Origin of the sequence: Cucumibacter marinus DSM 18995, from assembly GCF_000429865.1 — a bacterium.
Lineage (GTDB): Bacteria > Pseudomonadota > Alphaproteobacteria > Rhizobiales > Devosiaceae > Cucumibacter > Cucumibacter marinus.
Window position 1 is genome coordinate 153,976 of the sequence record NZ_KE386979.1, and the last position, 25,455, is coordinate 179,430.

The window sequence follows — 25,455 nt, forward strand, 5'->3', positions numbered from 1 at the left end:
CGCCTCCTAACCCAACACCGATTCAGCAAACCGGCCCGTCATCACCGGGCGCAGGACCGTACCGTCGCGCATGAACAAGAGTGCATCGAGGCCAATGGCTTCGGCCGTCTCGAATGCCGCTTCGGGGGGCATGGCCATCAGCGCCGTGGCCCAGCCGTCGGCGATTGTCGCATCGTCCGCCAGGACCGACACGGTGACCATTTTGCCGCCTGCCGGACTGCCGGTGTGCGGATCGACAATATGGCTCACCATGTTGCCGTTGCGGCCATAGCTCTGTGCTGAAATCCCGGACGTTGCGATGGCCTTGCGGTCCAATCTGACCACGAGGGGGAACTGGCCGGCAAGGCTTTCCACGGCCACCTGCCAATCGCGGCCATCGGGGTGGCGCCCGCTCGCCCGGAGCTCGCCACCCAGATCCAGCAGGAAATCGCTGATGCCCTGCTTTTCGAGATCGGCCACCATTCTGTCCACGGCATGACCTTTGGCGATGCCACACAGATCGAGGCTCAGGCGCGCATCGGCCTTTCGGACCGTCCCGGCAGCGATGTCGATTTGCTCGAAGGCCCCCCAGGCCCCCGCACGGATGGGCCCGAAGCCGAAACGGTGGACCAGGGGACCGATGGTGGGATCGAACGCGCCGCCGCTCGCCGCGGCGATCTCAAGCCCTTTGCCCAGGACCGTTGTCAGATCGGCCGACACCGGCACCCAGTCAGAGGTGTCGGCGCGATTGAAGCTCGAGAGCTCGCTGTCAGAGCGGAAGGGCGAAAACCCGGCATCGACCTGCGAAATGATCGCTCTCAATCCCGATACATCGATCTCCGTGCCCATGGGCAGCGCGAGCCGCCAATAGGTGCCGAACGCATTACCGCCGAGGACCGAGATTGCGTTCGAGGCATGGCCCGGGCTCGGCGAAAGTGCAGCGGCTCCGGAGAGGGCGAGGAAGGTGCGTCGGGTAAACATGGCTAGATCCCGAAATCGTCGTTGAAGATGGAAGTGGGGTCGACCCCGTTCTCGTCGAGCATGGCGATCACGGCAGCAATCATCAGCGGGGGGCCGCACAGATAGTATTCGCAATCATGGGGTGCCGGGTGGTCTTTGAGATAGGCGGTGCGAACCACCTCGTGGATGAAGCCCGTCGACCCCGCCCAATGGTCTTCCGGCATGGGTTCGGAAAGGGCCAGCGTCCAGGAGAAGTTCTCGAATTCCGCCGATAGTGCGTCGAACTCGTCGCGATAGTACACATCGGCGCCGCTGCGCGCGCCGTACCAGAAGCTGATCTTGCGTTTGCTGCCCTTGGCGAGTTGTTCGTGGATCATCGCCCTTAGCGGGGCCATGCCGACGCCACCGCCAATGAAGATCATCTCTTTATCGGTGTCCTGAACATGGAAATCCCCAAAGGGGCCGGATACACCAACCTTGTCGCCGGGTTTGAGGCTGAAAAGGTAGGAAGAGACGATGCCAGGGGGGATATCGCCCTGACCTGATGGCGGCAATGCCAGGCGGATATCGAGGACAATTCGCCTCTTGTCCCGGGGGCGGCTGGCAATCGAATAGGCCCTGTGGGTCGGTTCCGGATTGTGCAAACGCAGTTCCCTAACGCCCAGCTCTTTCCAGGCCGCCTCGTATTTCGGCGCGACGGTCAGATTGGCCAGGTCGAGATCATAGGCTGGGGCTTCGATCTGGACATAGGAGCCGGCCTTGAAGTCGAATTCGACCGTATCGGGCACGCCGAGCACGAGTTCACGGATGAGCGGGGCGACATGGGTGGTCGAGAGCACCTCCGATGTCCAGCTTTCCGCCGCCAGAATGTCGTCGGGCACCTCTATGGAGAGGGGACCGCGCACCACCACCTGACAGGAAAGGCGTCGTCCCTCGCGAATCTCGCTCCGCCCCAGCAACGCCGTCTCGGTCGGCAGCGGTTCGCCGCCGCCGGCGAGGAGCTTGACCTTGCACTGGCCGCAGGTGCCTGCCCCGGCACAGGCCGAAGGTACCGCAACGCCGGCATCGTTGAGAAAACCGAGCAGCTTTCGGCCTGTAGTCCCGACAATGTCGCGATTGCCGTTGACCGTAATGGTGACCGGCCTTTCGGGTGCGAGCAGCGCCCGGGCCCCCATCACGACGAAGGAGAGCATAAGGACCAGCCCGACAATCACCCCGACGGCCAGCAGGATCTCGGTCATGATCCGACCCCGGCGAAGGCCGTGAATCCCATCGAAAGCAGACCCGTGACGATAAAGGCCATGCCCAGACCGCGCAGGCCGCCGGGAATGTCGGCATAGTTGAGCCGTTCGCGGATCGCCGCCAGCGCCATGATCGCCAGTGCCCAGCCGACGCCGCTGCCGACGCCGAACACGACGCTTTCTGTGAAGTCATAGCCGCGTTCGACCATGAACAGTGAGCCGCCGAGAATGGCGCAATTGACGGTGATCAGCGGCAGGTAGATGCCGAGGGCGCGATAAAGCGCCGGCACGAACCGGTCGAGCACCATTTCGAGGATCTGCACCATGGCCGCGATCACCCCGATAAAGGCGATCAGGTTGAGGAATGTGAGATCGATGTCGCCAAGCCCGAGTGCCGCCCAGGTTTCGGGGCGCAGCAGATGGGTGAAGATCAGATAGTTGATCGGCACGGTGATCGCCTGGACGACGGTCAGCGCAATACCCAGGCCCACGGCTGTCTCGAGGCGCTTTGAAACCGCAAGAAAGGTGCAGATGCCGAGGAAAAAGCTGAGGGCCAGGTTTTCCGCAAAGACAGAGCGAAGGAAAAGGTCCGTCATTTCGTCTTCTCTCCGATCTCGGGTTCAAGAACGAAATCGGTTTGTTCGACCTGGGCCGGGCGGATGGTGCGAATGACCCAGATCAGCAGCCCCAGGATGAAGAAGGCGCTCGGCGCGAGGAGCATCAGGTTGAGCGGGACAAACCAACCCCCGTCATGAACCGAGAGGAAGACGGTTTGTCCGAACAGCGTTCCCGCTCCCAGCAACTCGCGGACAAAGCCAACGATCATCAGGATCAGCGAATAGCCAAGACCGTTGCCCAGCGCGTCGAGCGCCGAAATGCCGGGCGGATTGTGCATGGCAAAGGCTTCGGCGCGGCTCAGAACCAGGCAATTGGTGACGATCAGCCCCACAAAGATCGAAAGCCGCTGGCTCAGCTCGAAGGCGAAGGCCTGGATCAACTGGTCGGTGACGATGACCAGCGAGGCGATAATGGTGATCTGCACGATCAGCCGGATCGAAGTGGGGATGTGGTGGCGAATGAGAGAAATCGTCAGGCTTCCTGCCATCAGCACCACTGTCAGCGCGACCGACATGATGAGCGCGGTCGACAGCGAGGTCGTCACCGCCAGCGCCGAACAGATCCCGAGGATCTGCAGCGTCACCGGGTTATTGTCGATGATCGGACCGTAAAGCGTGCGCAAGGCCTTCATGGATCAGAGCGCTCCGTTAGCCAGATTGTCGAGCACCGGCCCGAAACCGTTTGGACCGAGCCAGAAGCGGACTGCGCGGGTCACGCCATTGCCGGTGCGCGTCGCTCCTGTGATGCCATCGACCTCAAAATCATTGGTTGCTTGCCCGCGCACGACCTCGAGCCGGATGTTGCCCTCATTGTCGGCAATCAGCTTGCCCGGCCATAGCGCCTGCCAGCGGGCTTCCTCGATCCGGGCCCCCAGCCCCGGGGTTTCCCCCTGCTCGGTCACCGAGAGGGCGGCCACGGTGTTGAGGTCGCCTTCGAGCGCGAGATTGGCGCGAATGGTCGATTGATAGCCGGCACCCGAGATGGGCAGAATGACCAGCCGCAGATCGCCGTCCTCCCTCAAGATGTGAATGGGGAGGAAATCCGGGCGTCGTCCCAGACCGGCAATGTCCTGGTCGGCGGAGAGGATCGTGGTCCGGGCGGGATCCTTGCGTGCCGCCTCTGCATCAAAGCTGTCCGGGTCGATCCCTTCGGCCGGCAGCCCGGTCCTGAGGTTGACGATAATGGTCTCGAGGCTGTCGCCGCCTGCCTCTTCAATCAGAGCGGCCATTTCGGGCATGGAGGCCAGCATCGCTTCCATGCGTGCGGCTTGTTCGGCGGCGCGGTTGGCATCCTGAATGGGTCCAAGGATCACCGCCGCGACCGAGACCGAGACCGCACATACCGCCGAGACCATGAAGGCGACAGCGATGGTCTTGGTCCGGCTTTCGTTCGGCAGGGCCAGAAGGTGGCGCCAAAGGGACAGTGGATTTAAATCAGCCATTGTAGGGCCTCCAAAACCTTCGTGTCGCCGCGATCACCCCGGCGTCGATCAGCGGTGCGAGCAGCGAAGCGACCAGGCATGCAAAGATGATGGCCTGGGGTCCGTCAAAGCCTGTGTCGGTCCAGCCGAGCAGCGCCAGGAGCGCACCGGCCAGAAAGCCGTAAATCCATCGTCCGGCGCGGGTTGCCGACGACGCGACCGGGTCGCCCACCAGAAAAACCAGGCCGAAAACCATGGAACCGCTTGCGAATACGGTCATGGGGTTCTCGCCCAACCCGAGTGAAACGGTGATCGTACCGACAACTGCAGACAGGACGACCTGCCAGGACAGGACACCCGTCACCAACAGCATCAACGCGCCGGGTATGACCGCCAGCGCCAGAAGCTGACCACCGCCGGGGATCGTGGTCTGAGGGAACGCGAAATAGAGAAAGGCCAGCATGGCGACAGCGGCATTGACGATATTGCGGCCCCAGCCCCCGAAGACCTGCTCACCGATCACCGTGCCGAAACTCGCCGCGAGAACGATCTGCCATGGCGCGAACTCGCCCGGCGCCAGCACGCCGACCGCTATGGCGGTCACGATGGCGATGGGCGAGACCGGCTGGGCACGCGACCAGAGAAACACCAACTGCCAGAAGACGATCACGGCCAGTGCCAGCAGCATGTGCCCGAGCGCCAGCGGCCCGAATGTCCCGACGGCCGCCACAGCCGCGGGCAGCGCGGCTGCGACGATCAGCCAGGATATCGTGTCACGATGCCAAACGCCTCCCATCATGCTCCCGCCTCCAGTTCATCGAGGACGCGACGCAGTTTCTGGCCGAAATCGGTCGTGCCGCCGGTGACATAGCTGGCCAATGCCAGGTCCTCCTCGGCCATGTGCAGGCAGCCCAGCTTTTGTGCCGCCTCCGCATCGCCGATCGAAAGCGCCCGCAACAGCGGCGTGACAGGCGCGCCGGAGCCGAGCGTTTGCTCTAGCGCCTGGGTTGGAATGAACGCTGCTGCCGTCTGCACCCGGCGCAAGGCCTCGATCAGCCAGTGATGTTGCCGGGCGGGCGCACGCGGCACCACCGTCACCTGGCGATCATGGCGCCCAAGAAAGGTGCTTTCCCGGCCGCCGGTGACGGCCCCCGAAAGGATGGTCTTGGCCCCCGGTGTCAAATTGGGCCGCGCCAGCGCGTGCAGATCGGCGCCCAGCGGCACCTGCACAAGTCGCGGATTGTCCACTCCTGGCCCCGAAAGGGAAACGATACGGTAAGGATCGATCCGGCTCGTATTGAGAAGGTGCCCGATAGCGATCACGTCCTGATAGCCGATATGCCAGACTGTTTCGCCATCACCGGGAGGCTGCAGCCGCGCGATATGGGTCCCTACCAGTCCTGCCGGATGCAGTCCTGTAAAGCGGACGACCTTCAAGTGCTCAGACGACCGGGCAAGAGGTTCGATGTCTGGTTGGCAAAGATAGACGGGTGTCTCGGTCAGAAGCAGCATTGCTGCAAGCCCGCGTGCGAAATCCTGACTGCGTTCAGCGATAATCGGCGCCGGGTCAGGCGCATGGGGCGCTGTGTCCATGGCAGTGACAAACAGAGCTTTAGGGGTGCCGTCCGGATCGGCGATCCGCTCGAAAGGCCGGGCGCGCAGCGCGGGCCATTGCCCGGAGGCCAGAAGAAGGGAGCGGAGACCTTCAGGGGTATCGGCGGCTGACGTGTCAAAATCCAGCCGGCGATCCTCGCCATCCGCGATGATGGACATTTCCACGAACCTGCGGCGTGCGCCGATCTCGATCCTTTCGACTGTTCCGGAAACAGGCGCGCAGAACAGGAGCTCTTGCCTCGCCCGGCTCCGATAGACAGGGGTCCCGACCGCAACCTGTTCGCCGGCCGCCACCAGAACCTCGGCCCGGATGGGCCCGTGGTCATGGCCCAGCAGCCCGATCCGGTCGACCGCCAAGTTCCGGTCAACTATCTGGGACGGTTCTCCCTTGAAGGGTACCGTCAGCCCGCGCCGCAAAGAAATCCGCATATGACCCCACGTCAATCTTGGCCTTCGACCAATAGCAGCCGTGGCCGGCCCTGCCTTGACCTTGGTCAATTCGCCTATGCATCGTCATGGTAAGCTATGCTTGTGTAATTTCGAGCGTTGAAATGCAGACCAAGACGAAAGCTCTTATCCTCGGTGTCATCGTTTCTGCCTGGCTCCTGTCCGGTGCCATGGCACAACAGGCGCAGGAGTCGCAGCCCCATATCTCCATTGTGCAGAAATGGCTCAGCTCGGGCCATGCGGATTCGTCGTCATCATCCTTCACCCATTGGGATGGCGAGGAAGAAATCCCGGGGAGTTGTGCCACATGCCACTCAGGTGAGGGGTTCCGGGATTTCTGGGGCTTCGACGACAGTGCTGCCGGCACGGTCGATCATCCCGTGGTTCCGGGTGGCGTCGTCGATTGCGACACCTGTCATGCCGATGGTGCGGGCGACATCGAAGCCGTGATTTTTCCATCCGGCATGCGGGTTTCCAAACCCGGTTCAACCGCGACCTGCCTGACCTGCCATCAAGGACGCCAGTCCGGTAGCGCTTTGCCCGTGGCCACAGCGGACGGAGGGGACGACAGCGTCAATCCCGAGCTGAGATTCATTAATCCGCACTACGCGGTAGCGGGCGCGATGCTTCAGGGCAGCCTGGTCGGTGGCGGGTATCAGTATCCGGGACGAAGCTATATGGGCCGGTTCACCCATGTTCCGCCGTTCTCAACCTGTACCGATTGCCACGATCCCCATGCGCTCGAGGTAGAGGTTGCCAGTTGCGGGCGTTGTCACGGGACAAATGACCCTCGCGCCATCCGCACATCAGCGGGCGATTATGATGGTGATGGAGACCGGGAGACCGGCATTCAAGCCGAAATCGATAAGCTGAGTGCAACTCTGCTCGAAGCGATCGAGGTCTATTCGGCCGAGGTCACGCAAACGACCATCGCATACAGCACGAACTACCCCTATTTTATGATCGCCGAGGGACAGGAGAATGCCGGTCGGCCCTATGCGAGCTGGACGCCACGGCTGCTGCGCGCCGCCTATAACTACAAATTCGTGATCAGCGATGCCGGCGCCTATGCGCATAACCCTCACTACGCGATCCAGCTCCTTCATGACAGCATCACCGATCTCTCGACGGTGACCGGTGCCCGGTACCAGATCGGCGAGAGGCCGAACTGACAAAGCCGCTCACAGCCTCGCGCCGGGCACCCGGGCGGTGCGGACAAGAAGAGGATCAACGACCATGAGCGATGACCAACCCACACGCAATCGCCTGCTTCCTTGGTATCTCGGCATTGCGGCCGTGCTGGGGGCGGAAGTCTTGCTTGGTTTCCAGTTTTTCGGCTGTCTATGCGACATGCCTGTCTTCGCGGTGGTGATCGTGATGCTGGCTCTGCCGGCGATCTATCTCTGGCTGATGTATCTCACACTGATCAGCCAGAAATGACCTGGGCGAGGGCGCAATCCTGAGGGTTCGCAGACGGGGAGGGCGATGTGTTCGACCGGTTCGTGTTCTGGGTCCCAAGATCGATAGCGATCCTCGGGATTATTTTCATTTCAGTCTTCGCACTCGACGCATTCGCGCCGGAGCGTTCTTTGCCGGAGCAGCTGCTTGGCTTCGCCATTCACCTCATTCCGAGCGCCGTGTTGACGGTCATACTTGTCATCGCCTGGCGGTTCGAAGCCGTGGGCGGGGTGCTTTTTCTGGCGGTCGGTATTGTGCCGTTTGTGACCCTGTCCAATCCGCTCTGGGTCAATATCATCCTCGCCGGACCGTTCATGGTCGCCGGTGCGCTGTTCCTCCTCTCGCATTTCCAACGCCGAACCTGAACGCGGAGTAGTGGACACGTATGTTGACCCAAGCCGGCGCTGACTGCTCGGCGACGTGAGACCCCAAACGAAACTCCCGCCGATTTCACACCATGGCTGGCTCCACGCCTTTCCTGCCCCTAGACTGCACACGGCGCAGCAAGACGGGAGGGCCACATGTCCGAATTCAGAGCCTGGGTGATCGAGAAGACCGAAGATGGCCAGAAGGCCGGGATCCAGACGCTTGAAGACAGCGCGCTGATGGATGGCGACGTCACGGTGCGAGTCACCCATTCGACGATCAACTACAAGGACGGTCTGGCGCTGACCGGCAAGGCGCCGGTGGTGCGGCAGTTCCCGATGGTGCCGGGGATTGACTTCGCCGGGGAGGTCGTTGCTTCCGGCCATGACGGGTTCAAGCCGGGTGACAAGGTTCTGCTCAATGGCTGGGGTGTCGGCGAGAAGCATTGGGGCGGGCTGGCAGAGCTGGCTCGGGTTTCCGGGGACTGGCTTTTGCCGCTGCCCGCGGGACTTTCCGCGGCCGAGGCCATGGCAATCGGAACGGCGGGATACACCGCCATGTTGTGCCTGATGGCGCTTGAAGGCCACGGGCTTTCGCCCGCTGCCGGCCCGGCGGTCGTGACCGGTGCCTCGGGCGGGGTCGGGTCGGTGGCGGTCAATCTCCTGGCCCATGCGGGCTGGGAGGTGATTGCCTCGACGGGACGGACGCAAGAAGCGGACTATCTCAAATCGCTTGGCGCCACCGAGGTGATCGACCGCTCTGAACTTAGTGGCGATGTGCGCCCGCTCAACAAGGAACGCTGGGCTGCTGGCGTTGATTCCGTTGGATCTTCGACGCTTGCCAATGTGTTGTCGATGACCCGGTATGGCGGGGCGATCGCGGCCTGCGGGCTTGCCGGCGGCATGGATCTGCCGGCCAGCGTCGCTCCCTTCATCCTCAGGGGTGTTAGCCTGTTGGGGGTCGATTCGGTGATGGCGCCGATGGCGCGGCGGGCCCTGGCCTGGCGGCGCCTGGCCGAGGAACTGGACCGCAAGGCGCTCAAGGACTTGACCAACACGATCGGTTTCGACGAGGTCGAGCGCTATGCTGCCGCGATCCTTGGCGGAGAAGTGCGCGGCCGGATCGTCGTGGAGATCGGATAGGTCCACCCCACCCTTTGGCCGATGCCGGACCCCGCCAAATCGCGATATGGACGGGCAGCGATCGCGGCGATAGGTTCATTCGCCAATCGTAGAAAAAACGGAGGGGCGAATCGGTGAGCACCGGGTTCTTTTTTGACGAATACTGTTTCTGGCACACAACGGGCGAGCACGTTCTGATGCTTCCGGTGGGCGGCTGGGTGCAGGGCGGCGATGGCGGCAGCCATGCGGAGGCGCCGAGCACCAAGCGGCGGATGAAATCGCTGATGGATGTATCGGGCCTCACCGCCAAGCTTGATCTGCAAAGTGCGCCGGCAGCGACGGTCGATGATCTGTTGCGCGTGCACACCAAGGGCTATGTCGACAAGTTCATGGCGACCTCCAAGGCCGGTGGCGGGTATATCGGCATCGATGCGCCCTGCGGCCCCGGTACGTTCGAGGTTGCGTTGCAATCCGCTGGTCTGGGGATCGGCGCGGTCGACGCCGTGCTTTCGGGCAGGCATGACAACGCCTATGCGCTGACACGCCCGCCGGGTCACCATTGCCAGCGCGATGAGGGCATGGGGTTCTGCTTCCTCGCCAACAGCTCGATCGTGATCGAATGGGCCAAGCAAAAGCACGGGCTCGGCAAGGTCGCGGTTCTCGACTGGGACGTGCATCACGGCAATGGCACGCAGAACATCTTCTATGACCGTCCGGACGTGATGACGATCTCGCTGCATCAGGAGCGCTGCTTCCCGATCGATCAGGGCGATGCCAATGAGCGCGGCGAAGGCGCCGGTGAGGGCACCAATCTCAACATTCCGCTGCTGCCAGGCGGCGGGCACGCAGCCTATATGGAAGCGTTCGAGAAGCTGGTGTTACCGGCACTGCGGCGGTTCAGACCGGAACTGATCATCGTCGCCAACGGGCTTGATGCTAACGGGGTCGATCCGCTGGCGCGCATGCTGCTGCATTCGGATTCCTTCCGGGAGATGACGCGGCTCATCAAAGCTGCCGCCGACGACCTTTGCTACGGCCGGCTGGTGCTGATGCATGAGGGCGGCTATTCGGATGCTTATGTGCCGTTCTGCGGCCTGGCGGTTATCGAGGAACTGTCCGGGCACCGGACCGAGGTGGAAGACCCTCTGGTGCCGGCGATCACCGCGCAACAGCCGAATGCAGCATTCGATGACCTGCAATCCAGGCTGATCGCCGAAATGGCGGAAGGCGCTGGCCTGGTCTGACCGTGTGGATGAAGCGACACGCGGCCCGGCCCGAAAGGTTTCGGGCCGCTATTGCCTGGGTCCGAAAATGCGCCGCATTCACCGGCTAGGCAGGGGCATGGCTGGAAAATTCTCTGTGTGCCTGATTGTGGCGATGGTACTGATCGCGTTCCCGCTGCCCGGTGCTGCTCACGACGCCGCGCAGATCTTCTGGGAAGACGATGGCATGTGCAGCGTGATCGAAGGCGCTCGGCTTGATTCTGAATGGCGGTGTCACGGGATCGCTGTTTCCACACAGTCCGACGGCGGTTTGCCGGGCTCGCGCATCACACTGACCGACGATGCAGGTGGCCAGCGGGTTGTGCGCTTGGGACCTGCGATTGCCGAAACCGCCGCACCGGGAGTGTCGATCCTTGTGGATGACAGCCCCGCCGAGCAGGATTGGCCCAAGGCCTTTTCCGCGCTCGGGGCAGGAGATTGTTTCCGCTGGATCGGGCAGCAGCGCTGGCTGTGTTTTGTCGGCGATCACGCCCCCGAATGACCCCATCTCGCCATTTCACGGGCGATTGAACCAAAGCCGGCCGACTTGTTCGCCCCGGCCAGTTCCGATATCCAATCGGTCTCGCCGGCTTTTGCCGGAGAATGAGCTGTTGGGGGACGCCTTGCTGGAAAAAGCTGAACTTGCTGCATGGCTGAGCGAGCGGACCGGCCTCAGCACTGAAGAGCTCGACGCTGGCGCTCCACTGTTCACCTCAGGCGTGCTCGATTCCTTCGATCTCGTTGAGATCGTGGTGTTTGTCGAGAAGCGTATCGGCAAGCGCATCGGTGCGCTCGACGTCAATATGGAGAACTTCGACACGGTCGACAGCATTCTCCGAACCATCCGGAAATAGGCGGGGTGCCTTCCAACACCGGAACACCGCCGCCGCAGGGTGGCCCGACGTCATGGCTGATGGACTTTGCCCGCTGGGTTGTCTCGCCGAATTGGACCGTGATTCTGGCCATGACGATGACGGTCCTGGCCCTGGGGTTGGCCATGTTCGCACTGCCGGACAGCACAGTGTCGGGCGCGATCCGCGCGACGATGAATTTTCGCAAGATCGATGATTCCGAGCTGCTTCTGTTCTTGAACCACCAGGACATCGAGGAAGCCCTCAAGACCCGCGGCAACGATGCTGATCCGCTGGTGATTGTCTATACCGGTACGTCTTCAATGCGCGAGACGGTATTCAGCCCGGAATATCTCAGTGACACCGTTTCCGAGGTCATCGACCGGTCGGTGGATTCGTTCAATCTCACATCGCCCGCCCAGCGCATGGTGGTTACGCTCGCCATTGCCGAGAACGCCGCCTGCGCGGGTGCCGATGTTGTAGTGTTGACGGTCTCGCCCTCCCGGTTCCGGTTCGACGAGAACTGGGATGTGATGTCCTATATGGGGATCACCTCACCGGCGGCGCTCAACTACCATCCGGCGCTCGAAGAGGCGCATCGGCCCGTCTGGACCGCCGGGTCGCGGGCCAAGTTCCGCGTCGATGCGATGATGTTGATCGCCAAGGCTTTTGCCGGGCCGCCGGTCGAGGACCCCTTCATCCCCAGCCATCACGCCTATCTCGGGCTCAAGCCGCTTGGCGGCGGAGCTCACGACCGCCTCCTGCAGGAACTCAATGAGCGAGTGTCGATCGACACCTATGACAGGGGTTATCGCATTCTCGCGGAATCGGTGACGGCGGCGGAGCAGTGCGGCGCGAAGGTGGTGTTTGTCGAAACGCCCATTCACCCTCGGCTGTTCGAAGTCTCGAACTTTGCCGAAAAGCTGGAAGCGCATCGCCGGCGCATGATGCCGATCGTGGGGGACCGGCCTTACCTGTGGCTGGTCGATGAAGACCTGTTCGAGCGAGAGGCCTATTACGATGCGCTGCATCTGAGCACCGAAGCCTCGATGAAAAAGGCCACTGACATGATCGGCCGCATGATCGGGCAGGCATTGCGGGAGGACGCGGAATGAAGCGGGCCATTCTGACTATCGCCGACATTCTTCGCGGTGCGATCTTCGGATTCCTGATCGTGCTGGCTCTGTCCGAGATGTTTTTCGGCGGCGAGATCATTATCCGCTACGCGGGGTATTGAGCGATGTCGGGGCGTGGGGGGCGATCACTGAGATGCTGAGCGATCCGCTTTTCTTCGCGGCGATCTTCGTCACCGCCACGGGCTACTGGCTGGTGCCGGCGGCCCTGCGCCTGTGGTTCCTGACAGCGCTGTCGCTCGTTGTCATCGGCTACTACGATCTCTTCAGTCTCGCCCTGCTAGTCGTATTGAGCGCGGGGGTCTATCCCGTGCTCGGCCTTGTTGCCCGGGGCGGGCGGCGTGGTGGCATCGCGCTGGCGGTGAGTATCGCATCGGTGTCGGGCACGCTGATCGCGTCGAAGATCTGGTCCGGTTACGTGGCGCCGCATTATGCGGATTCAGCGCTCTCTTTCGTCTCGATCCTGGGGCTCAGCTATTATTCCTTCCGGCTCATTCATCTGATCATCGATGCCTATCGTTTCGGGCGCTATCCGGAGACTCCGCTCAAATTCGCGGCGTTCATCTCGCTGTTCACGGTCTTCGTTTCGGGACCGATCCAGCGCTATGACGAAGCCTTTGCGGCCGGATTTGATGCCCGGTTCGACCTCGACTTCCTCAAACAGGGCCTGACGCGGATCGCGGTGGGCGTGGTGAAGCAAGGGCTGGTTGCCGCATGGCTCGTGGCGGTGCGCGACAATGTCTTCAACAACCGCGTCGACCCGATCACCTATGAAGGGCTCCTCGATCTGGCGATCGGCGATGTCTGGGCGATCTGTCTTCTGACCTACTGGATTACCTATTTCAGCCTCGGCGCCTATACGGATGTTGCCATCGGCGCATCGCGGCTGATGGGGCTCAAGGTGATGGAGAACTTCCGCGCGCCCCTGATCGCGACCTCGCCAGCCGATTTCTGGCGTCGCTGGCATCTGTCGCTGTCGAGCTGGTGCCAGAATTATGTCTATGCGCCCGTGCTTGGCCTGACGCGGCACCCGTTTCTTGCCATTGCAGTCAGCTTCCAGGTGATGGGGCTCTGGCACATGCTGACGCTCAACCGCATCATCTGGGGTGCGCTTCATGCGGGCGGGGTGATCGTCTCAGGCTCGCTGGAACGCCGCATCCGCCGGCGGGGCGGGCGCCGGCTGATCCCTCGTCTCATCACGGCGCCCTTGGGCTGGCTTCTGACCCAGCTTTTCATCGGCTCGACGTTCCTGTTCGTGGTGCTTGAACGCCGCAACGATCTGGGTGAGAGCCTTGCCGCTTATTGGCATTTGTGGACGTTGGGGCTTTGGGGGTAGAGCCGTGAACACCATCTTCGACGATATTCTCGGCCGCACGGACGGCCTGGATGCGGAAGCGGTTTGCGGGTCCGATCCCGCCAGCTATCGGACCTTGCTCGACCGCGCCGCCGAACTGGCTGCCACGCTGCGCAAGGCAGGCGCGAAAAAGGGTGATCGGGTCGGCGCGATGCTGGCGATCGGGCTCGATAATTTCGCCCTGGCGCTCGCCTGTGGTGGGGCCGGGTTTGTGCTGGTGCCTATTCATCCCCGGGCACGGCCGGCGGATCGGGACCATGTTCTGTCTAATGCCGATTGCCGCTTCTATGCCGGTCCGGCCGGCCGCGGGCACAACCTCATCGCCGACTATGGGGACTGGGTCATTGAATCAGCGCGCCCGGGCGACCGCTTTGACCCGCCGCAAGGGACAGCGGCGATCCTTCATACCTCCGGCACGACGGGCAAACCCAAGGGGGTGCTGCTGACCCATGAAGCGGTCAGCGCCAATGTCAGGGCGGTGAGTGCCTATCTCGGGCTTAATCGGGACAGCCGGACGGTGGTGTTTATGCCGCCGCATTACTCCTCGGGGTTCAACCAGATCCTGAGTGCCTTGTGGAGCGGCGGGGCGATTCTGCCCTGGGGCGCGGGCATGTTCGATGTGCCCGGGCTGATCGAAGCGATCCGCCAATACCGGATCGGCCGGATATCGGGAAACCCGATGCTCTTCACCCGCATCGCGGAGGTCGCCGAGGAGCTTGGCGTCACATTGGATCCGCTCGAGGTGGTGCAGTCGACGGGGCAGGCGCTGACCATGGATCTCGTCGAGCGGTTGCGCCGTAATTGCCCGAATGCCCGGGTTGTGGGGATCTACGGCTTCACCGAGAATTCGCCGCGGGTCAGCTATCGCTGGATGGATGGTCAGGTTCATGCCCCTGACGGCATTTTGCCGGTGGGCCGGGCCATCGAGGGCACGACCGTTCGCGTTGTGCGCCCGGACGGGGCCGACGCCGCGCCCGACGAGTTGGGCGAGATCATCGTCAGCGGCACCAGCCTGATGTCGGGCTATGTCCGCGACGGGGTGCTGGACCGGCGCGATGTCGAGAACGGCTGGTTCAAGTCGGGCGATACCGGGTTCATCGACAAGGCAGGAGAACTGCATTTCCGCAACCGGGCAGATTTCGTCATCATCTGCAACAATGAGCGGGTGTCGCCGGAAGAAGTCGAGGTGGCGCTGGGTGGGGTTGCAGGCGTGCTCGATGTCGGCGTTGCCGGCATCGAGGATGCGGTTCATGGGCATGTGCCGATTGCGCTGGTGGTCTGCGAAGGTGCGCTGTCCGATGTTGTGCCGGGCTTGCGCCGACAGGCTTCACAGCGGCTGATGCGGACCAAACACCCGAGACACTACGTCAAGGTCGAAGCCATTCCGCGCAGTGATTTCGGCAAGATCGACCGGGCGTCGCTGGCGCGGCTGGTCGATCGGCTCGATCCCGCAGAATTCAGTTAGCATCGTTCAGTAGAGCTTCTCGCCGCGGGTCAGCATGTCGACGAAACCGGCGATCCGCCTGGTCCGGGTCTCGGGCTTTTTGGCGCTGATCACACGAAGGTAGATTGCAAAGCGGTTTCTGCGGTCGAGAGCATCGTAATGCGCCTGCGCCCGAGGTTCGGCGGCAATCGCCTCGAGCACATCCCTGGGCATTTGAAAGCTTGATTGGCCGGCATAGGTCTTGTGCCAGCGGCCGTCCTTTTGTGCCGCCTCGATCTGGGCGAGGCCCGGGGGCTGCATGCGCCCCTCGGCGATCAGCTTTTCGGCATGAGCGCGGTTTTTGGCCGACCAGGCCGATCTGGGTTTGCGCGGCGTGAAACGCTGGAACCAGTGATCCTCACCTCCCGATTTCTTGATCGCATCGATCCAGCCCCAGGCAAGGGCCTCGATCACCGCTTCTTCCCAGGTGATCGAAGGGATCCCCGAAGCCTTCTTGTAGAGCTTGATCCAGACTTCGTTTTGACGGGCGTGGTGATCGGCCAGCCAGGCGGCGAATTCCTGCGGAGTTTCAAAGCTGATGGTGGCGTCGGGATCGATCTGCATGGGCCTTTGGTGGACGCCGAGGTTAGTGGAAATTGCGGCCTTTGGGCAGCACCGAGACGTTGCGGGGGTGTTGCCAGAGGCGGGCGGTATCGGTGCGGTTTTGCCGCGCCGCTCCCTCTTCGCCTTCAACCGGTTCGGCGGTCATGGTGTCCATCAGTTCTCCGGTCAGATCGACAAGGCGGTTGGCGACCAGGTGAATGACGCCCTTTTCCTTTTGCAGCTTACCCTTGATGCCGATCAGGCGCGAGCCGAGCAGAACCCGGCGGAACCGCTCAAAGACCTTGGGCCACACAATCACATTGGCAGTGCCGGTCTCGTCCTCGAGAGTGAGGAAGATGACGCCCTTGGCGGTACCGGGGCGCTGGCGAACCAGGATGAGGCCCGATGTGGCGGTCATGCGGCCATCGGGGACGTCCTTGAGGCCCGATGTGGGCACATAGCCGAGCCCGGCAAGGCGGGGCCGGATGAAGGAGACCGGATGCGCTTTCAGCGACAGTTTGAGGCTCTGGTAATCCTCGACCACATGTTCGCCGAGCGGCATGGGGGGCAGGCCGACTTCCTGCTCGCGCTGGAAGGAAATGAAGCGTTCGTCCCGGCCCGAGGCGAAGAGTGGCAGGTCCTCCACCGCGGCGCGGGAGCCGTCCTGCCCGCGCAATCCCTTGATGGCCCAGAGCGCATCGCGTCGATTAAGGCCGATCGAGTTGAAGGCATCGGCTTCCGCCAGTCTTTCGATGGTGGCGATGGGCAGACCGGTCCGGAAATAGAAGTCGCGCATGCTGTCGAACCCCTTTCTGCGCGTGGCCTCGATCCGTTCGCCGGCCTCGGAGCGCAGGCCCTTGATCTGCCTCAGGCCGAGCCTGAGGGCAAAGGCGCCGCCGCCCATTGATGTGAGGGCGCGCGGATTGGCGGTTTCCTCGAGCCGGTGATCCCAGTTGGACAGGTTGATATCGACCGGGCGGGTGGTGCCGCCATGCTCGCGGAAGTCGCGCACCAGCGAGGATGAGGAATAGAAGCCGAGCGGCTGGGCATTGAGGATCGCGCAGGCGAAGACATCCGGATAATGGCATTTGATCCATGACGAGGCATAGGCGAGCACGGCAAAGCTGGCTGAATGGCTTTCGGGGAACCCGTAATCGGAAAACCCCTCGATCTGCTTGAAACAGCGCTCGGCGAAGTCGGGGGTATAGCCATTGCCGATCATGCCCTTGATGAAATCCTCGCGGAAATTGCCGATCGTGCCGGTATGCCGGAAGCTGGCCATGGCCCGCCGCAGCCCGTCAGCCCTAGCCGGTGAAAAGCCGGCCCCGACAATGGCGATCTTCATGGCCTGCTCCTGGAACAGGGGGACGCCGAAGGTCTTTTTGAGCACGGCCTCGAGTTCTTTCGAGGGATATTCGACCGGCTCGTCTCCGTCGCGGCGGCGCAGATAGGGATGCACCATGTCGCCCTGGATCGGACCGGGGCGGACAATGGCGATCTGGATGACGAGATCGTAGAATTCGCGCGGGCGCAGGCGCGGCAGCATCGACATCTGGGCCCGGCTTTCGATCTGGAATACCCCGACCGTGTCGGCAGCGCACATCATGTCATAAACCGCCGGATCCTCGCGCGGTACATTGGCCAGGGTGAGGGGCAGGTCGTAATGATCCTGCATCAGGTCGAACGCCTTTTTGAGGCAGGTAAGCATGCCGAGCGCGAGCACATCGACCTTCATCATGTCGAGGGCGTCGAGATCGTCCTTGTCCCATTCGACATAGGTGCGGTCCTGCATGGCCGCATTGGCAATCGGCACAAGATGGTCGAGCCGGTCGCGGGTAATGACAAAGCCGCCAACATGCTGGGACAGGTGACGCGGAAAGCCGATCAGTTCCGTGGTGAGGCGTAGCGCCAGGGCCAGGCGCGGATCGGCGGGATCGAGGCCGGCCTCGCGCACGCGCTCCTGGGAAACCCCTTTCGAGGACCAGCCCCAGACCCCTTCGGCCAGCGCGCCGACGACATCGGGAGACAGGCCCATGGCCTTGCCGACCTCGCGCACTGCGCTGCGGGTGCGGTAGGTGATGACGGTGGCGGCGATGCCGGCGCGGTGGCGGCCATATTTTTCATAGATGTACTGGATGACCTCCTCGCGCCGGGCATGTTCGAAATCGACATCGATATCGGGGGGTTCGTCGCGATCATTGGAGATGAAGCGCTCGAACAGAAGATCGATCTCGGTCGGGTTCACCGAGGTGACGCCAAGGCAATAGCACACGACCGAATTGGCCGCCGAACCGCGCCCCTGACACAGGATCGGGTCGGGCAGGGAGCGGGCGAAGCGGACAATGTCGTAAACGGTCAGGAAGTAAGGCGCGTAGTTCTTTTCCGCGATCAGCTCGAGCTCGTGGCGGATGCTGCTGACGACCTTTTCGGGCACATGACCGGGAAACCGGTTCCTGGCGCCCTGCCAGGTCAACCGTTCCAGCTCTTGCTGGGGTGAGGCGCTGTCACCGGCCGGTTCATCGGGATATTGATAGCGCAGCTCTTCAAGCGAGAAACGGCATCGCTGCGTGATCTCGATACTGCGGGCCAACGCATCCTCGAAGCCCTTGAACAGGCGGGCCATTTCTGCGGGGGATTTAAGGTGGCGCTCGGCATTGGCCTCGAGCCGGAACCCGGCGGCATCGATCGTGGTGTGGGTGCGGATGCAGGTGAGAATGTCCTGCAGGGGGCGCCGGTCGGGGCTGTGATAAAGCACGTCATTGGTGACCACCAGCGGGGCGCCGCAGCGATCGGCCATATCGGCAAGGCCGGCCAGCCGGGCGCGATCATCGCCCCGGTAAAGGTGCCGGGCGGCGAGAAAGACCTGGCCGGGGAAGCGGGCGGCGAGCCGGGTCACGACCATCTCGAAATCCATGCCACTGGGGATGAGGGCCTCGGCCTCTTCGGCCAACCGTGCGGGGGGCGGCGGCATGGCGATCAGGTTCTGGCCTTCACCGAATTCCATCAGATCGGCGAGGGTCAGGTGACATTCGCCCTTGGGCGCGCGGCGATTGCCGGCGGTCAGCATCTGGGTCAGCCGGGCATAGGCGGTGATGTCCTGAGGGAAGCACAGGGTCTCGAAACCGTCCTGCAGGACAAGACGTGCGCCCACCACAAGGCGAATGCCATGCTGTTTCGCCGCGGTATGAGCCCGCACGATACCCGCCAGGGTATTGCGGTCGGCAATGCCGATGGCTTCAAGCCCCAGCGCCCTTGCGGCGACCACCAGTTCGGCCGCATGGGAAGCGCCGCGCAGGAACGAAAAATTGCTGGCCACGCCGAGTTCGGCAAAGCGGGGGGCGGGGGCAGGATTCATGCCGTCGGACATCATGGGAGCACCCCGTGCATATACCAGCGCGGGGGTGTGCCGCCGTCATAAAGCCCTTCGCGGAACAGCCAGTAGCGGCGGCCCTGATCGTCCTCGACCCGGTAATAATCGCGGGGCGGCGGCGCCTGGCCATCAGGTACGCTCCACCATTCGGGCTCGATGCGTTCGGGACCCTCGGCGCGGGTCACCTTGTGGGCGACGCGCTGCCAGGTAAAGCGGGCGGGCGGTCCGTCGGGCAGTTCGGCGAGGGTCTCGATCGGGGATGGTGTGGTGAGGATGAGGAGCGGGCGGCCCTGATGATGTCCGCCCTGGCTCATGGCGAGGTGCTCGGCCCAGGGGGAGCCGGGAGCGAGCGCCGCGCCTTTTCCCGCCTTGCCGATGTGGCCGGCCTCGATGGCGCTGATCCCGGCGGCGGCGCGCTCGGGCAGGTAGCTTTCGCGGGGGACGAAGCGGGTCACGCGGTCGCCCCCGAAACGGGTCACGAGCCGGTCGATGAGAATGGCAAGATCCTGCGGATCGGCGATGCCCGGTTCGGGAGACAGGCCGGGTTGGGTGGCGTCCTGACCCTCGGTGTCGAAAGCGCCCAATGCCATGATGTCGAAACCGAAACCAGCATCGACCTCCTCGGCCATGCTGGCGAGCCGGTCGCGGAAGAGCCGCAGGATATGAGCCGCATCACGGGTCGGGCGGGCAGTGCGGATATCGAGGCTGGTGGATTTGCCATCGACCCGGAACAGGGTGAAGACAAAGCTGCGGCCCGCCGTGCCGGCGGTTTCGAGCCGATTGGCGAGGGCATGGGCAAGCCGGGTCAGCACCGCCTCGATATCGCCCTGGGCCATGATCGGCTCGGCAAAGCGGGCCACGCGGCGGAAATGCGGGACAGGCCTCAGGGGTACAAGCGCCTCGGCATGGCGGCCGAGCGCCTGATCGAGCCGGATCATCAGTTCGGGGCCGAACCGGGCGGTGAGCGGGGCGCGGGGCTTGCCCACAAGATCGCCAATGCGCTTGAGCCCGAGGCGGCCCAGCCCCTCGACGGTGGCAAGGGGCAGGCGCAGGGCCGCGACGGGCAGGGGCGCCAGCCATGCGCCCAGCCGGTTGACGCCAATGCGGTTGAGCGGACGGTCGCCATAACGGGCCAGCGCCCAGGCGGCACCGATGGTGGGAGCGACGACAAGGCTTGCGGTCAGTCCGAAGCCTTCAAGCTTTCCGGCCAAATCCTCGACAAGCCGGCCTTCGCCGCCAAACAGATGGGCGACACCGGTCAAATCGATGGCGATGCCGTCAAGCCCCTGCACCTCTGCGACCGGGCTGTAGCGGGTGCACCACAATGTCAGCCGGGAAAGCGCTTCGATATCGCCGTCAAGATCAGCATCGGCGACCTGAAGGCCGGGGGTGAGCGCCCGGGCGTCAGCCAGTGGCATGCCGACGCTGAGCCCCGCGCTGAGCCCTTTGGGGCTGATCGCCGTAAGCCGCGGGCCGTGCTGGGTGGTGGCGGTCAGGGCCAGTGGCGCCGCGCCATCGCCCGAAAGCGGCGGCAGGTGTTTGCGGCGCCTCTCGATTGGCCAGTGGGGCAGATAGAGACAGAGATAGCGTTTCATGATCCCAAGTGACCTCCCAGCCGCCGGGGGCTCCCTGCTTGCATTTGATCAGTTCGATGCGCCAGCGCGGCAGGCCGAGTCCGGGCAGTGCAGCATTGCGGTAGGGCCGGGCGATGCTGGGCAGGGCGCCAACCTGCCAGCGGGTAAGGGCGGCGGTGGCTTCGCCCGCCCCTTCCGGCGGCTGATCGCGCAGCATCAGCGCAGTGACCCCGGACTGATGGGCCCGCAGTACCAACCGGCGGCTGGCGGTGAAGTCATAGCTGTGGTCGTCACCGGGCATCAGCCCGATCACCCCGGCGAGGGCAGGATGGTCGAGGCCTTCCTCGAGTGCCCAGAGCAGGTTCTGACCGGATTTGACCGTCACGGCGATGATCCGGTCGGGATCGAGCCCCATGGCGGCGAAGCCGGGGGGATAAAGCAGGCCGTGCCGGTGACTCAGATGTGTTGGCAGGACCCAGAGAACCGGTCCCGGCCGGGCAGCGAGCAGGCGGGCGGCGAGCGCGAAGCCGAAGCCGAGCGTGGCCGGAATATCGCGCCAGGCGGCCGGCAGGATTTCATGCAGGGTACCGAGCGCCAGCCCGCCACCGGGCAGGCTCCGGTCGATGTCGCCGGGACCGAGGGGCAGGGCGGCGGCAGGGGCGGTCAGAACCGTTTCGCGGTCGGCGATATGCCGGCGCAGCGCCTCGATCCGGCTTTCGCGCCCTGTTTCGGGCGGCGTTCCCTCCTGCATATTGCCTTGCTGCCGTTCGATACGCGCGGCCATAGTTCACCTGCCGCCCAAAAAGGGCGTTGACTGGTTACGACTGACAGGGCGAGCGCGGGGCGGATGGTCAAAGCTATCGGCCGGACGCCTCTCGCAGTCCGGCAGCATAGGAACAAAAAGAGAACAAATCAATCTCGGAATCGCCGGAACCCGAGTCTGGCCGGGGGATTGGGGATTCTGTGAGGGGAGGTCAGGCCCGGCGGGCGGCGATGATTTCGATCTCGACCATCATGTCGGGCACCGCCAGGCAGGGGACGGGCAGAAGCGTCATGGCCGGATAGCGCCGATCGGGAAACAGGCCGGCCCATTCCTCGCCGAAGATCTGCAGCCGGTCCATGGAATGATCGACGATCATCACCGTTGCCTTGACGATATCGGAAGCGGAAAGGTCCGTGGCTGACAGGGCGGTTCTGACATTGGCGATGGCCTGGCGCAGTTGCGCGCGGAAATCGGGCTCTCGCTCCTCACCGGCGTCTTCCCCGCCCTGGCCGGAGATGAACACGAGCTCGGCGCCAGCCGGGGCGATGCCGATATGGGCGTAGCCATTGCCCGTCGGGTTATAGAGCCCCTCAGGATTGATGAAGCGAATAGCTGAATCAGAAGACATGTCGGTCCCTCCCGGTTGCAGGGGAACACTGGCTATTGCCTCGTTTGCACGCAATCCACTCAATGGAGGACAGCCGGATCAAAAGTGAAGGCGATTACCTCATCAGACGGCACGGGTCGCCGCGATGGCCTGATTGAAGGACGGGGGCGCGGCCAGATCCTTGAGGATCATCGAGGTGGCCTCATCAAGCGGCATGGGGCGGCCGAAATAAAAGCCCTGAAGCTGATCGGGCTGGACGGTTTGAAGAAAGGCAAGCTGGCGGGCTGTCTCCACGCCCTCGACGGTGACATCCATATCCATTTCGCGGCCCAGAGCGACAATGGTGTGGATGACACGGGCGGTGTTGCGGCCCTTGCTGTCGAGGGACTGCATGAAGCTGCGGTCGATCTTGAGCCGGTCAAAGGGGAAGCGCCAAAGATAGCTCAGGGACGAGTAGCCGATGCCGAAATCGTCCATGGCAATTGAGATGCCGAGCGATTTGAGCCGCGCCAGCTCCTGCATCACCGCTTCGGTGTCCGAGATCAACAATTGCTCGGTGATCTCGATCTCGAGGCGGGCAGCACCGAGACCGGTCTCATCGAGAATATCGCTCACCATTTCGGAGATCGGCCCCGAATCGAACTGGGTGGGGGAGAGATTGACCGCCACCTTGAGGTGGGACGGCCAATCCGCGGCGGCAGCGCAGGCATTGCGCAGCACCCACTCGCCGAGCCGGTCGATCAACTGAAGGTCCTCGGCCACCGGGATAAAGACGCCCGGCGGAATCAGCGAGCCATCCTCATGCGGCAGGCGCACCAGCGCCTCGAAGCCGACCAGCCGGCGTTCGGGCAGGGCGACAATCGGCTGATAGTGAAGGACGAAGTCGCCGGTTCTGATGGCCTCGCGCAGGCGTCTCTCAAGCGCGATGCGCTCCTCCAGCCGTGCATCCATTTCCGGCTCGAAAAACCGCGCGCAGTTCTTGCCGGCCGCCTTGGCCGCGTAAAGCGCCAGGTCGGCGCATTTGAGCAGGCGCTCTGAATTGGTGCCGTCTGCGGGGGCCATGGCGATGCCGACGCTGGCGGTCGAGGCCACTTCCTGCCCGCAAGGCAGAACGATAGGGTGGCCGACCTGTTCGGCCAGATGTTCGGCATAAAAGCCTGCGCCTTGCATGTCGGACACATTGTGCTGGATGACGATGAATTCGTCCCCGCCCAGCCGGGAAACCAGATCGCCTTCTGCGCTTGCGCGGTTCAGCCGCTCCGCGACCGCCCGCAACACCAGATCGCCGGCACTATGACCGTAGGTATCGTTGATCTCCTTGAAACGGTCGAGATCGACGAAATGGATGGCCAGCCCGGTGCCGGTGTCGGGCAGGCGCTGCAGCATCTGGTTGAGACGCTCGACCAGACGAACCCGGTTGGTCAGCCCGGTCAGCGCATCATGATGGGCAAGAAACCGGATGCGTCGGTCGGCGACGCGCTTTTCTCTCGTGCGCCGGTACCAGGCCATGGCCGGCAGGGAAAAGGCGAGCCCGGTGACAAGGCAAAGAAACACCGAGACAACGGCAAAGGTGTTGCGGAACAATTGCCGTTCCGCGGTCTGATCGACATAGGCGGCGACAATGGCCACAGGCTCGCCATCCTCGATCACCGGCAGAACCGCGCGGGAAAAGAATTCGGGCTTTGTGGTGCCGTCACCCTCGAAAACGGAGACTACCGGGCTTTCGCTTTGAAGCGATTTCACTGCGTCGACACTGTATTCGGAGATATCGACCTGTTCGATGATCTTGTCCGAGATCAGCTGGGAATACCCCTGACGGTTGTAGATCTCGTAGCGGAACACGTGGCCCGCCTGGCGCGCCCAGTCGAAAAAGGCAGTGCTGGCCTGTGAAGGCGGCATGCCGGCCCCGATCTGTTCGAGATCGCCGACGGTGTCGGCGAGCAGATTGGCCCAATGCTGGGCGGTTGATGTCGCGCTAGCGTTCAACAACCGGTCGGTGGCGAGCTTGACGGCGCCGATGGTGCTGCCAACGACCAGGCCAAGCACGATGGCGATGATGGCGATGGCGCGGTGCGTGAGAAGCCGGCGGGCCTTGCGGATCAGGGGGCTGTTCATTTTACGTCCCCGCTTCTGATCCTGCCAAGCTCGGCTTGCGCGGCAGCGAGCAAGGCGGCGTTATGGGTGCTCTCGGCCGCCCAGCGGTTGCGCACCGCCTCGAATATGGTGTCGGCGGCGTCGATGTCTGCTGGAGAGGGCTCCACCACGGTGCGGCGTTCATTGCCAGCCAGATCGGCGAGCACTTTGTCTTCGAAATCGGTGATGGTGTCGATGAACCTGCCGGTGAGCCAGTCGCCGCTGGCCTCTTCGATGATCGTTTGCACCTCGCTGGAAAGGCCTTCGAAGACTTTCCTGTTCATGACGATGGCGAGCGGCGCCGCGCAGGTTTTGAGCATGAAGTGATGGGTGGCGATGCGCGCGGCACCGAATTCAACCAGCGGCCAGAGTGGCAACATTGCACCATCGATCTCGCCCTTGGACAGACCGGTGGCGATTTCGGTGATGTCATGGACGACGGGCCTTGCACCGAATTCGGTCAGCATGGCCGATTCCATGTTGTTGTTGACCCGGATGCGGCGGCCCGCGAGATCGGCAAGGGTGCTCACGGGCTGGGTGGTGTGAATGGATTCGGGAGCTGTGGCAAAGCCGCCGAGCACTTTCACCTCTTCGAGCCCGCGCAACATGTTGGCGCTGGCGAGCTTATGGTGAACGAGTGTGGCTTCGCGCAGAGTGTTGAACAGTCCGGGCAGTTCGATCACGCGGTGATCGGGCAATGCTGCGGGCGTGTAGCCGGGTACGATGAAGGCGATGTCGGCGACACCCGAGCGCACAAGGTCGAGCTGGGCTGTCGGATCGGGCCCCAGCGCGCCATTGACGACCAGCCTGACCTCTACAAGCCCGGCCCCTTCCGTGTTGATGCGCTCGACGAACGGCGCAATGACACGTTCATAGGAGTATCCCCCGTCGGAAACGAAATAGGCAAAGACAAGCTCGACCGGCTTTGCCCCTTCGATTGTCTCCTGAACCGGCTGCGCGCTGGTGGCATTGGCGCAACCGAACAGAGCCGCTGCCCATATAAGGAGCATACGTGCCAAGACCGGCATATCGCGTTCCTCATTCCCCTCATTGCCGCACCGGCGTCCCCACGGCCGAAATTCGCGCGACTATCGCGGCGGCTACAGGGGACGCTAGGCCGGGGAGTTTTGGTGACGAGTTAATTCACAAGTCTCTGAG

The 25,455-nt window shown here is 63.2% G+C and carries 25 protein-coding genes; 11 read left to right on the forward strand and 14 right to left on the reverse strand.

Annotation, left to right across the window (positions count from 1 at the left end; all coding sequences use genetic code 11):
- Window positions 1-6: 6 nt before the first annotated feature.
- Genes G489_RS0116355 through G489_RS0116385 form a run of 7 tightly spaced genes read right to left on the reverse strand, consistent with a single transcriptional unit; the run spans window position 7 to window position 6,261 of the window.
- Window positions 7-960 (reverse strand): FAD:protein FMN transferase, encoded by a 954-nt coding sequence (locus tag G489_RS0116355; protein ID WP_029042420.1) that lies wholly within the window; start codon window positions 958-960, stop codon window positions 7-9.
- Window positions 961-962: 2 nt separating this feature from the next.
- Window positions 963-2,180: an NADH:ubiquinone reductase (Na(+)-transporting) subunit F gene (gene nqrF, locus G489_RS0116360; protein WP_029042421.1), complete on the reverse strand. Its 1,218-nt coding sequence runs from the start codon at window positions 2,178-2,180 to the stop codon at window positions 963-965.
- Window positions 2,177-2,776 carry an NADH:ubiquinone reductase (Na(+)-transporting) subunit E gene (nqrE, locus tag G489_RS0116365; protein WP_029042422.1) on the reverse strand — a complete coding sequence of 200 codons (600 nt, stop codon included), beginning with the start codon at window positions 2,774-2,776 and terminating at the stop codon, window positions 2,177-2,179. Before nqrE ends, nqrF begins: the two co-directional genes overlap by 4 nt.
- Window positions 2,773-3,429, reverse strand: coding sequence for an NADH:ubiquinone reductase (Na(+)-transporting) subunit D (locus G489_RS0116370; RefSeq protein WP_029042423.1), 657 nt, complete (start codon window positions 3,427-3,429; stop codon window positions 2,773-2,775). Before G489_RS0116370 ends, nqrE begins: the two co-directional genes overlap by 4 nt.
- A 3-nt stretch (window positions 3,430-3,432) precedes the next feature.
- A complete protein-coding gene (gene nqrC / locus G489_RS0116375; protein ID WP_029042424.1) occupies window positions 3,433-4,239 on the reverse strand; it encodes an NADH:ubiquinone reductase (Na(+)-transporting) subunit C in 807 nt (268 codons plus the stop codon).
- Window positions 4,232-5,017 (reverse strand): RnfABCDGE type electron transport complex subunit D, encoded by a 786-nt coding sequence (locus G489_RS21120; RefSeq protein ID WP_081691637.1) that lies wholly within the window; start codon window positions 5,015-5,017, stop codon window positions 4,232-4,234. Before G489_RS21120 ends, nqrC begins: the two co-directional genes overlap by 8 nt.
- Complete coding sequence (locus G489_RS0116385; RefSeq protein ID WP_081691638.1) at window positions 5,014-6,261, reverse strand: hypothetical protein; 1,248 nt, start codon at window positions 6,259-6,261, stop codon at window positions 5,014-5,016. Before G489_RS0116385 ends, G489_RS21120 begins: the two co-directional genes overlap by 4 nt.
- Window positions 6,262-6,383: 122 nt before the next feature.
- On the opposite strand from G489_RS0116385, the gene G489_RS21125 reads away from it, so the two are divergent.
- From G489_RS21125 to G489_RS22055, 11 genes are all read left to right on the forward strand, one after another.
- Window positions 6,384-7,451, forward strand: coding sequence for a cytochrome c3 family protein (locus G489_RS21125; protein ID WP_245578947.1), 1,068 nt, complete (start codon window positions 6,384-6,386; stop codon window positions 7,449-7,451).
- A 64-nt stretch (window positions 7,452-7,515) separates the two neighbouring features.
- Window positions 7,516-7,719, forward strand: coding sequence for a hypothetical protein (locus G489_RS0116395; protein ID WP_029042426.1), 204 nt, complete (start codon window positions 7,516-7,518; stop codon window positions 7,717-7,719).
- Between the two features lie 62 nt (window positions 7,720-7,781).
- Entirely contained in the window at window positions 7,782-8,102 is a 321-nt protein-coding gene (locus G489_RS22050; protein ID WP_455423267.1) for a DUF7670 domain-containing protein, read from the forward strand.
- Between the two features lie 156 nt (window positions 8,103-8,258).
- A complete protein-coding gene (acuI, locus tag G489_RS0116405; RefSeq protein ID WP_029042428.1) occupies window positions 8,259-9,245 on the forward strand; it encodes an acrylyl-CoA reductase (NADPH) in 987 nt (328 codons plus the stop codon).
- 113 nt (window positions 9,246-9,358) lie between these two features.
- A complete protein-coding gene (locus tag G489_RS0116410) occupies window positions 9,359-10,468 on the forward strand; it encodes a class II histone deacetylase (RefSeq protein ID WP_029042429.1) in 1,110 nt (369 codons plus the stop codon).
- A gap of 97 nt (window positions 10,469-10,565) precedes the next feature.
- Window positions 10,566-10,988: a hypothetical protein gene (locus G489_RS22630; protein WP_162142448.1), complete on the forward strand. Its 423-nt coding sequence runs from the start codon at window positions 10,566-10,568 to the stop codon at window positions 10,986-10,988.
- A 121-nt stretch (window positions 10,989-11,109) separates the two neighbouring features.
- Window positions 11,110-11,340, forward strand: a complete 231-nt coding sequence (locus G489_RS22635) for an acyl carrier protein (RefSeq protein ID WP_162142449.1) — start codon at window positions 11,110-11,112, stop codon at window positions 11,338-11,340.
- A 110-nt stretch (window positions 11,341-11,450) separates the two neighbouring features.
- Window positions 11,451-12,452: a hypothetical protein gene (locus tag G489_RS0116425; RefSeq protein WP_155889426.1), complete on the forward strand. Its 1,002-nt coding sequence runs from the start codon at window positions 11,451-11,453 to the stop codon at window positions 12,450-12,452.
- The gene (locus tag G489_RS22860; RefSeq protein ID WP_281173320.1) at window positions 12,449-12,574 is read left to right on the forward strand and encodes a hypothetical protein; all 126 of its coding nucleotides are present in this window, start codon (window positions 12,449-12,451) and stop codon (window positions 12,572-12,574) included. Before G489_RS0116425 ends, G489_RS22860 begins: the two co-directional genes overlap by 4 nt.
- Window positions 12,575-12,606: 32 nt before the next feature.
- Window positions 12,607-13,806, forward strand: coding sequence for an MBOAT family O-acyltransferase (locus G489_RS0116435; protein ID WP_029042433.1), 1,200 nt, complete (start codon window positions 12,607-12,609; stop codon window positions 13,804-13,806).
- 4 nt (window positions 13,807-13,810) lie between these two features.
- Window positions 13,811-15,289: a class I adenylate-forming enzyme family protein gene (locus G489_RS22055; RefSeq protein ID WP_051332750.1), complete on the forward strand. Its 1,479-nt coding sequence runs from the start codon at window positions 13,811-13,813 to the stop codon at window positions 15,287-15,289.
- A 6-nt stretch (window positions 15,290-15,295) separates the two neighbouring features.
- On the opposite strand, the gene G489_RS0116455 is transcribed toward G489_RS22055, so the two are convergent.
- From G489_RS0116455 to dctP, 7 genes are all read right to left on the reverse strand, one after another.
- Window positions 15,296-15,871 (reverse strand): YdeI/OmpD-associated family protein, encoded by a 576-nt coding sequence (locus G489_RS0116455; RefSeq protein ID WP_035873221.1) that lies wholly within the window; start codon window positions 15,869-15,871, stop codon window positions 15,296-15,298.
- A gap of 22 nt (window positions 15,872-15,893) precedes the next feature.
- Window positions 15,894-19,217 carry an error-prone DNA polymerase gene (locus G489_RS0116460; RefSeq protein ID WP_455423268.1) on the reverse strand — a complete coding sequence of 1,108 codons (3,324 nt, stop codon included), beginning with the start codon at window positions 19,215-19,217 and terminating at the stop codon, window positions 15,894-15,896.
- On the reverse strand, window positions 19,217-20,722 hold the full coding sequence (locus G489_RS0116465) for a Y-family DNA polymerase (protein ID WP_245578960.1): 1,506 nt from the start codon (window positions 20,720-20,722) through the stop codon (window positions 19,217-19,219). The genes G489_RS0116460 and G489_RS0116465 overlap by 1 nt, the downstream gene beginning before the upstream one ends.
- Window positions 20,625-21,578: an ImuA family protein gene (locus G489_RS22825; protein ID WP_245578949.1), complete on the reverse strand. Its 954-nt coding sequence runs from the start codon at window positions 21,576-21,578 to the stop codon at window positions 20,625-20,627. The genes G489_RS0116465 and G489_RS22825 overlap by 98 nt, the downstream gene beginning before the upstream one ends.
- A 190-nt stretch (window positions 21,579-21,768) precedes the next feature.
- Window positions 21,769-22,185 (reverse strand): RidA family protein, encoded by a 417-nt coding sequence (locus G489_RS0116475; protein ID WP_029042439.1) that lies wholly within the window; start codon window positions 22,183-22,185, stop codon window positions 21,769-21,771.
- Window positions 22,186-22,287: 102 nt separating this feature from the next.
- Complete coding sequence (locus G489_RS22060; protein ID WP_051332752.1) at window positions 22,288-24,279, reverse strand: putative bifunctional diguanylate cyclase/phosphodiesterase; 1,992 nt, start codon at window positions 24,277-24,279, stop codon at window positions 22,288-22,290.
- Complete coding sequence (gene dctP, locus G489_RS21145; RefSeq protein WP_051332753.1) at window positions 24,276-25,325, reverse strand: TRAP transporter substrate-binding protein DctP; 1,050 nt, start codon at window positions 25,323-25,325, stop codon at window positions 24,276-24,278. The genes G489_RS22060 and dctP overlap by 4 nt, the downstream gene beginning before the upstream one ends.
- Window positions 25,326-25,455: the final 130 nt, after the last annotated feature.

Coding starts and splice junctions, on each gene's coding strand:
- acuI (WP_029042428.1), top strand. CDS start 8,259: ATGTCCGAATTCAGAGCCTGGGTGATCGAGAAGACCGAAGATGGCCAG.
- G489_RS0116385 (WP_081691638.1), bottom strand. CDS start 6,261: ATGCGGATTTCTTTGCGGCGCGGGCTGACGGTACCCTTCAAGGGAGAA.
- G489_RS22060 (WP_051332752.1), bottom strand. CDS start 24,279: ATGAACAGCCCCCTGATCCGCAAGGCCCGCCGGCTTCTCACGCACCGC.
- G489_RS0116355 (WP_029042420.1), bottom strand. CDS start 960: ATGTTTACCCGACGCACCTTCCTCGCCCTCTCCGGAGCCGCTGCACTT.
- G489_RS0116460 (WP_455423268.1), bottom strand. CDS start 19,217: ATGTCCGACGGCATGAATCCTGCCCCCGCCCCCCGCTTTGCCGAACTC.
- G489_RS22860 (WP_281173320.1), top strand. CDS start 12,449: ATGAAGCGGGCCATTCTGACTATCGCCGACATTCTTCGCGGTGCGATC.
- nqrF (WP_029042421.1), bottom strand. CDS start 2,180: ATGACCGAGATCCTGCTGGCCGTCGGGGTGATTGTCGGGCTGGTCCTT.
- G489_RS0116425 (WP_155889426.1), top strand. CDS start 11,451: ATGACGATGACGGTCCTGGCCCTGGGGTTGGCCATGTTCGCACTGCCG.
- G489_RS21120 (WP_081691637.1), bottom strand. CDS start 5,017: ATGATGGGAGGCGTTTGGCATCGTGACACGATATCCTGGCTGATCGTC.
- G489_RS21125 (WP_245578947.1), top strand. CDS start 6,384: ATGCAGACCAAGACGAAAGCTCTTATCCTCGGTGTCATCGTTTCTGCC.
- G489_RS0116435 (WP_029042433.1), top strand. CDS start 12,607: ATGCTGAGCGATCCGCTTTTCTTCGCGGCGATCTTCGTCACCGCCACG.
- nqrC (WP_029042424.1), bottom strand. CDS start 4,239: ATGGCTGATTTAAATCCACTGTCCCTTTGGCGCCACCTTCTGGCCCTG.
- G489_RS0116370 (WP_029042423.1), bottom strand. CDS start 3,429: ATGAAGGCCTTGCGCACGCTTTACGGTCCGATCATCGACAATAACCCG.
- nqrE (WP_029042422.1), bottom strand. CDS start 2,776: ATGACGGACCTTTTCCTTCGCTCTGTCTTTGCGGAAAACCTGGCCCTC.
- G489_RS0116475 (WP_029042439.1), bottom strand. CDS start 22,185: ATGTCTTCTGATTCAGCTATTCGCTTCATCAATCCTGAGGGGCTCTAT.
- G489_RS0116455 (WP_035873221.1), bottom strand. CDS start 15,871: ATGCAGATCGATCCCGACGCCACCATCAGCTTTGAAACTCCGCAGGAA.
- G489_RS22630 (WP_162142448.1), top strand. CDS start 10,566: ATGGCTGGAAAATTCTCTGTGTGCCTGATTGTGGCGATGGTACTGATC.
- G489_RS22825 (WP_245578949.1), bottom strand. CDS start 21,578: ATGGCCGCGCGTATCGAACGGCAGCAAGGCAATATGCAGGAGGGAACG.
- G489_RS0116395 (WP_029042426.1), top strand. CDS start 7,516: ATGAGCGATGACCAACCCACACGCAATCGCCTGCTTCCTTGGTATCTC.
- dctP (WP_051332753.1), bottom strand. CDS start 25,325: ATGCCGGTCTTGGCACGTATGCTCCTTATATGGGCAGCGGCTCTGTTC.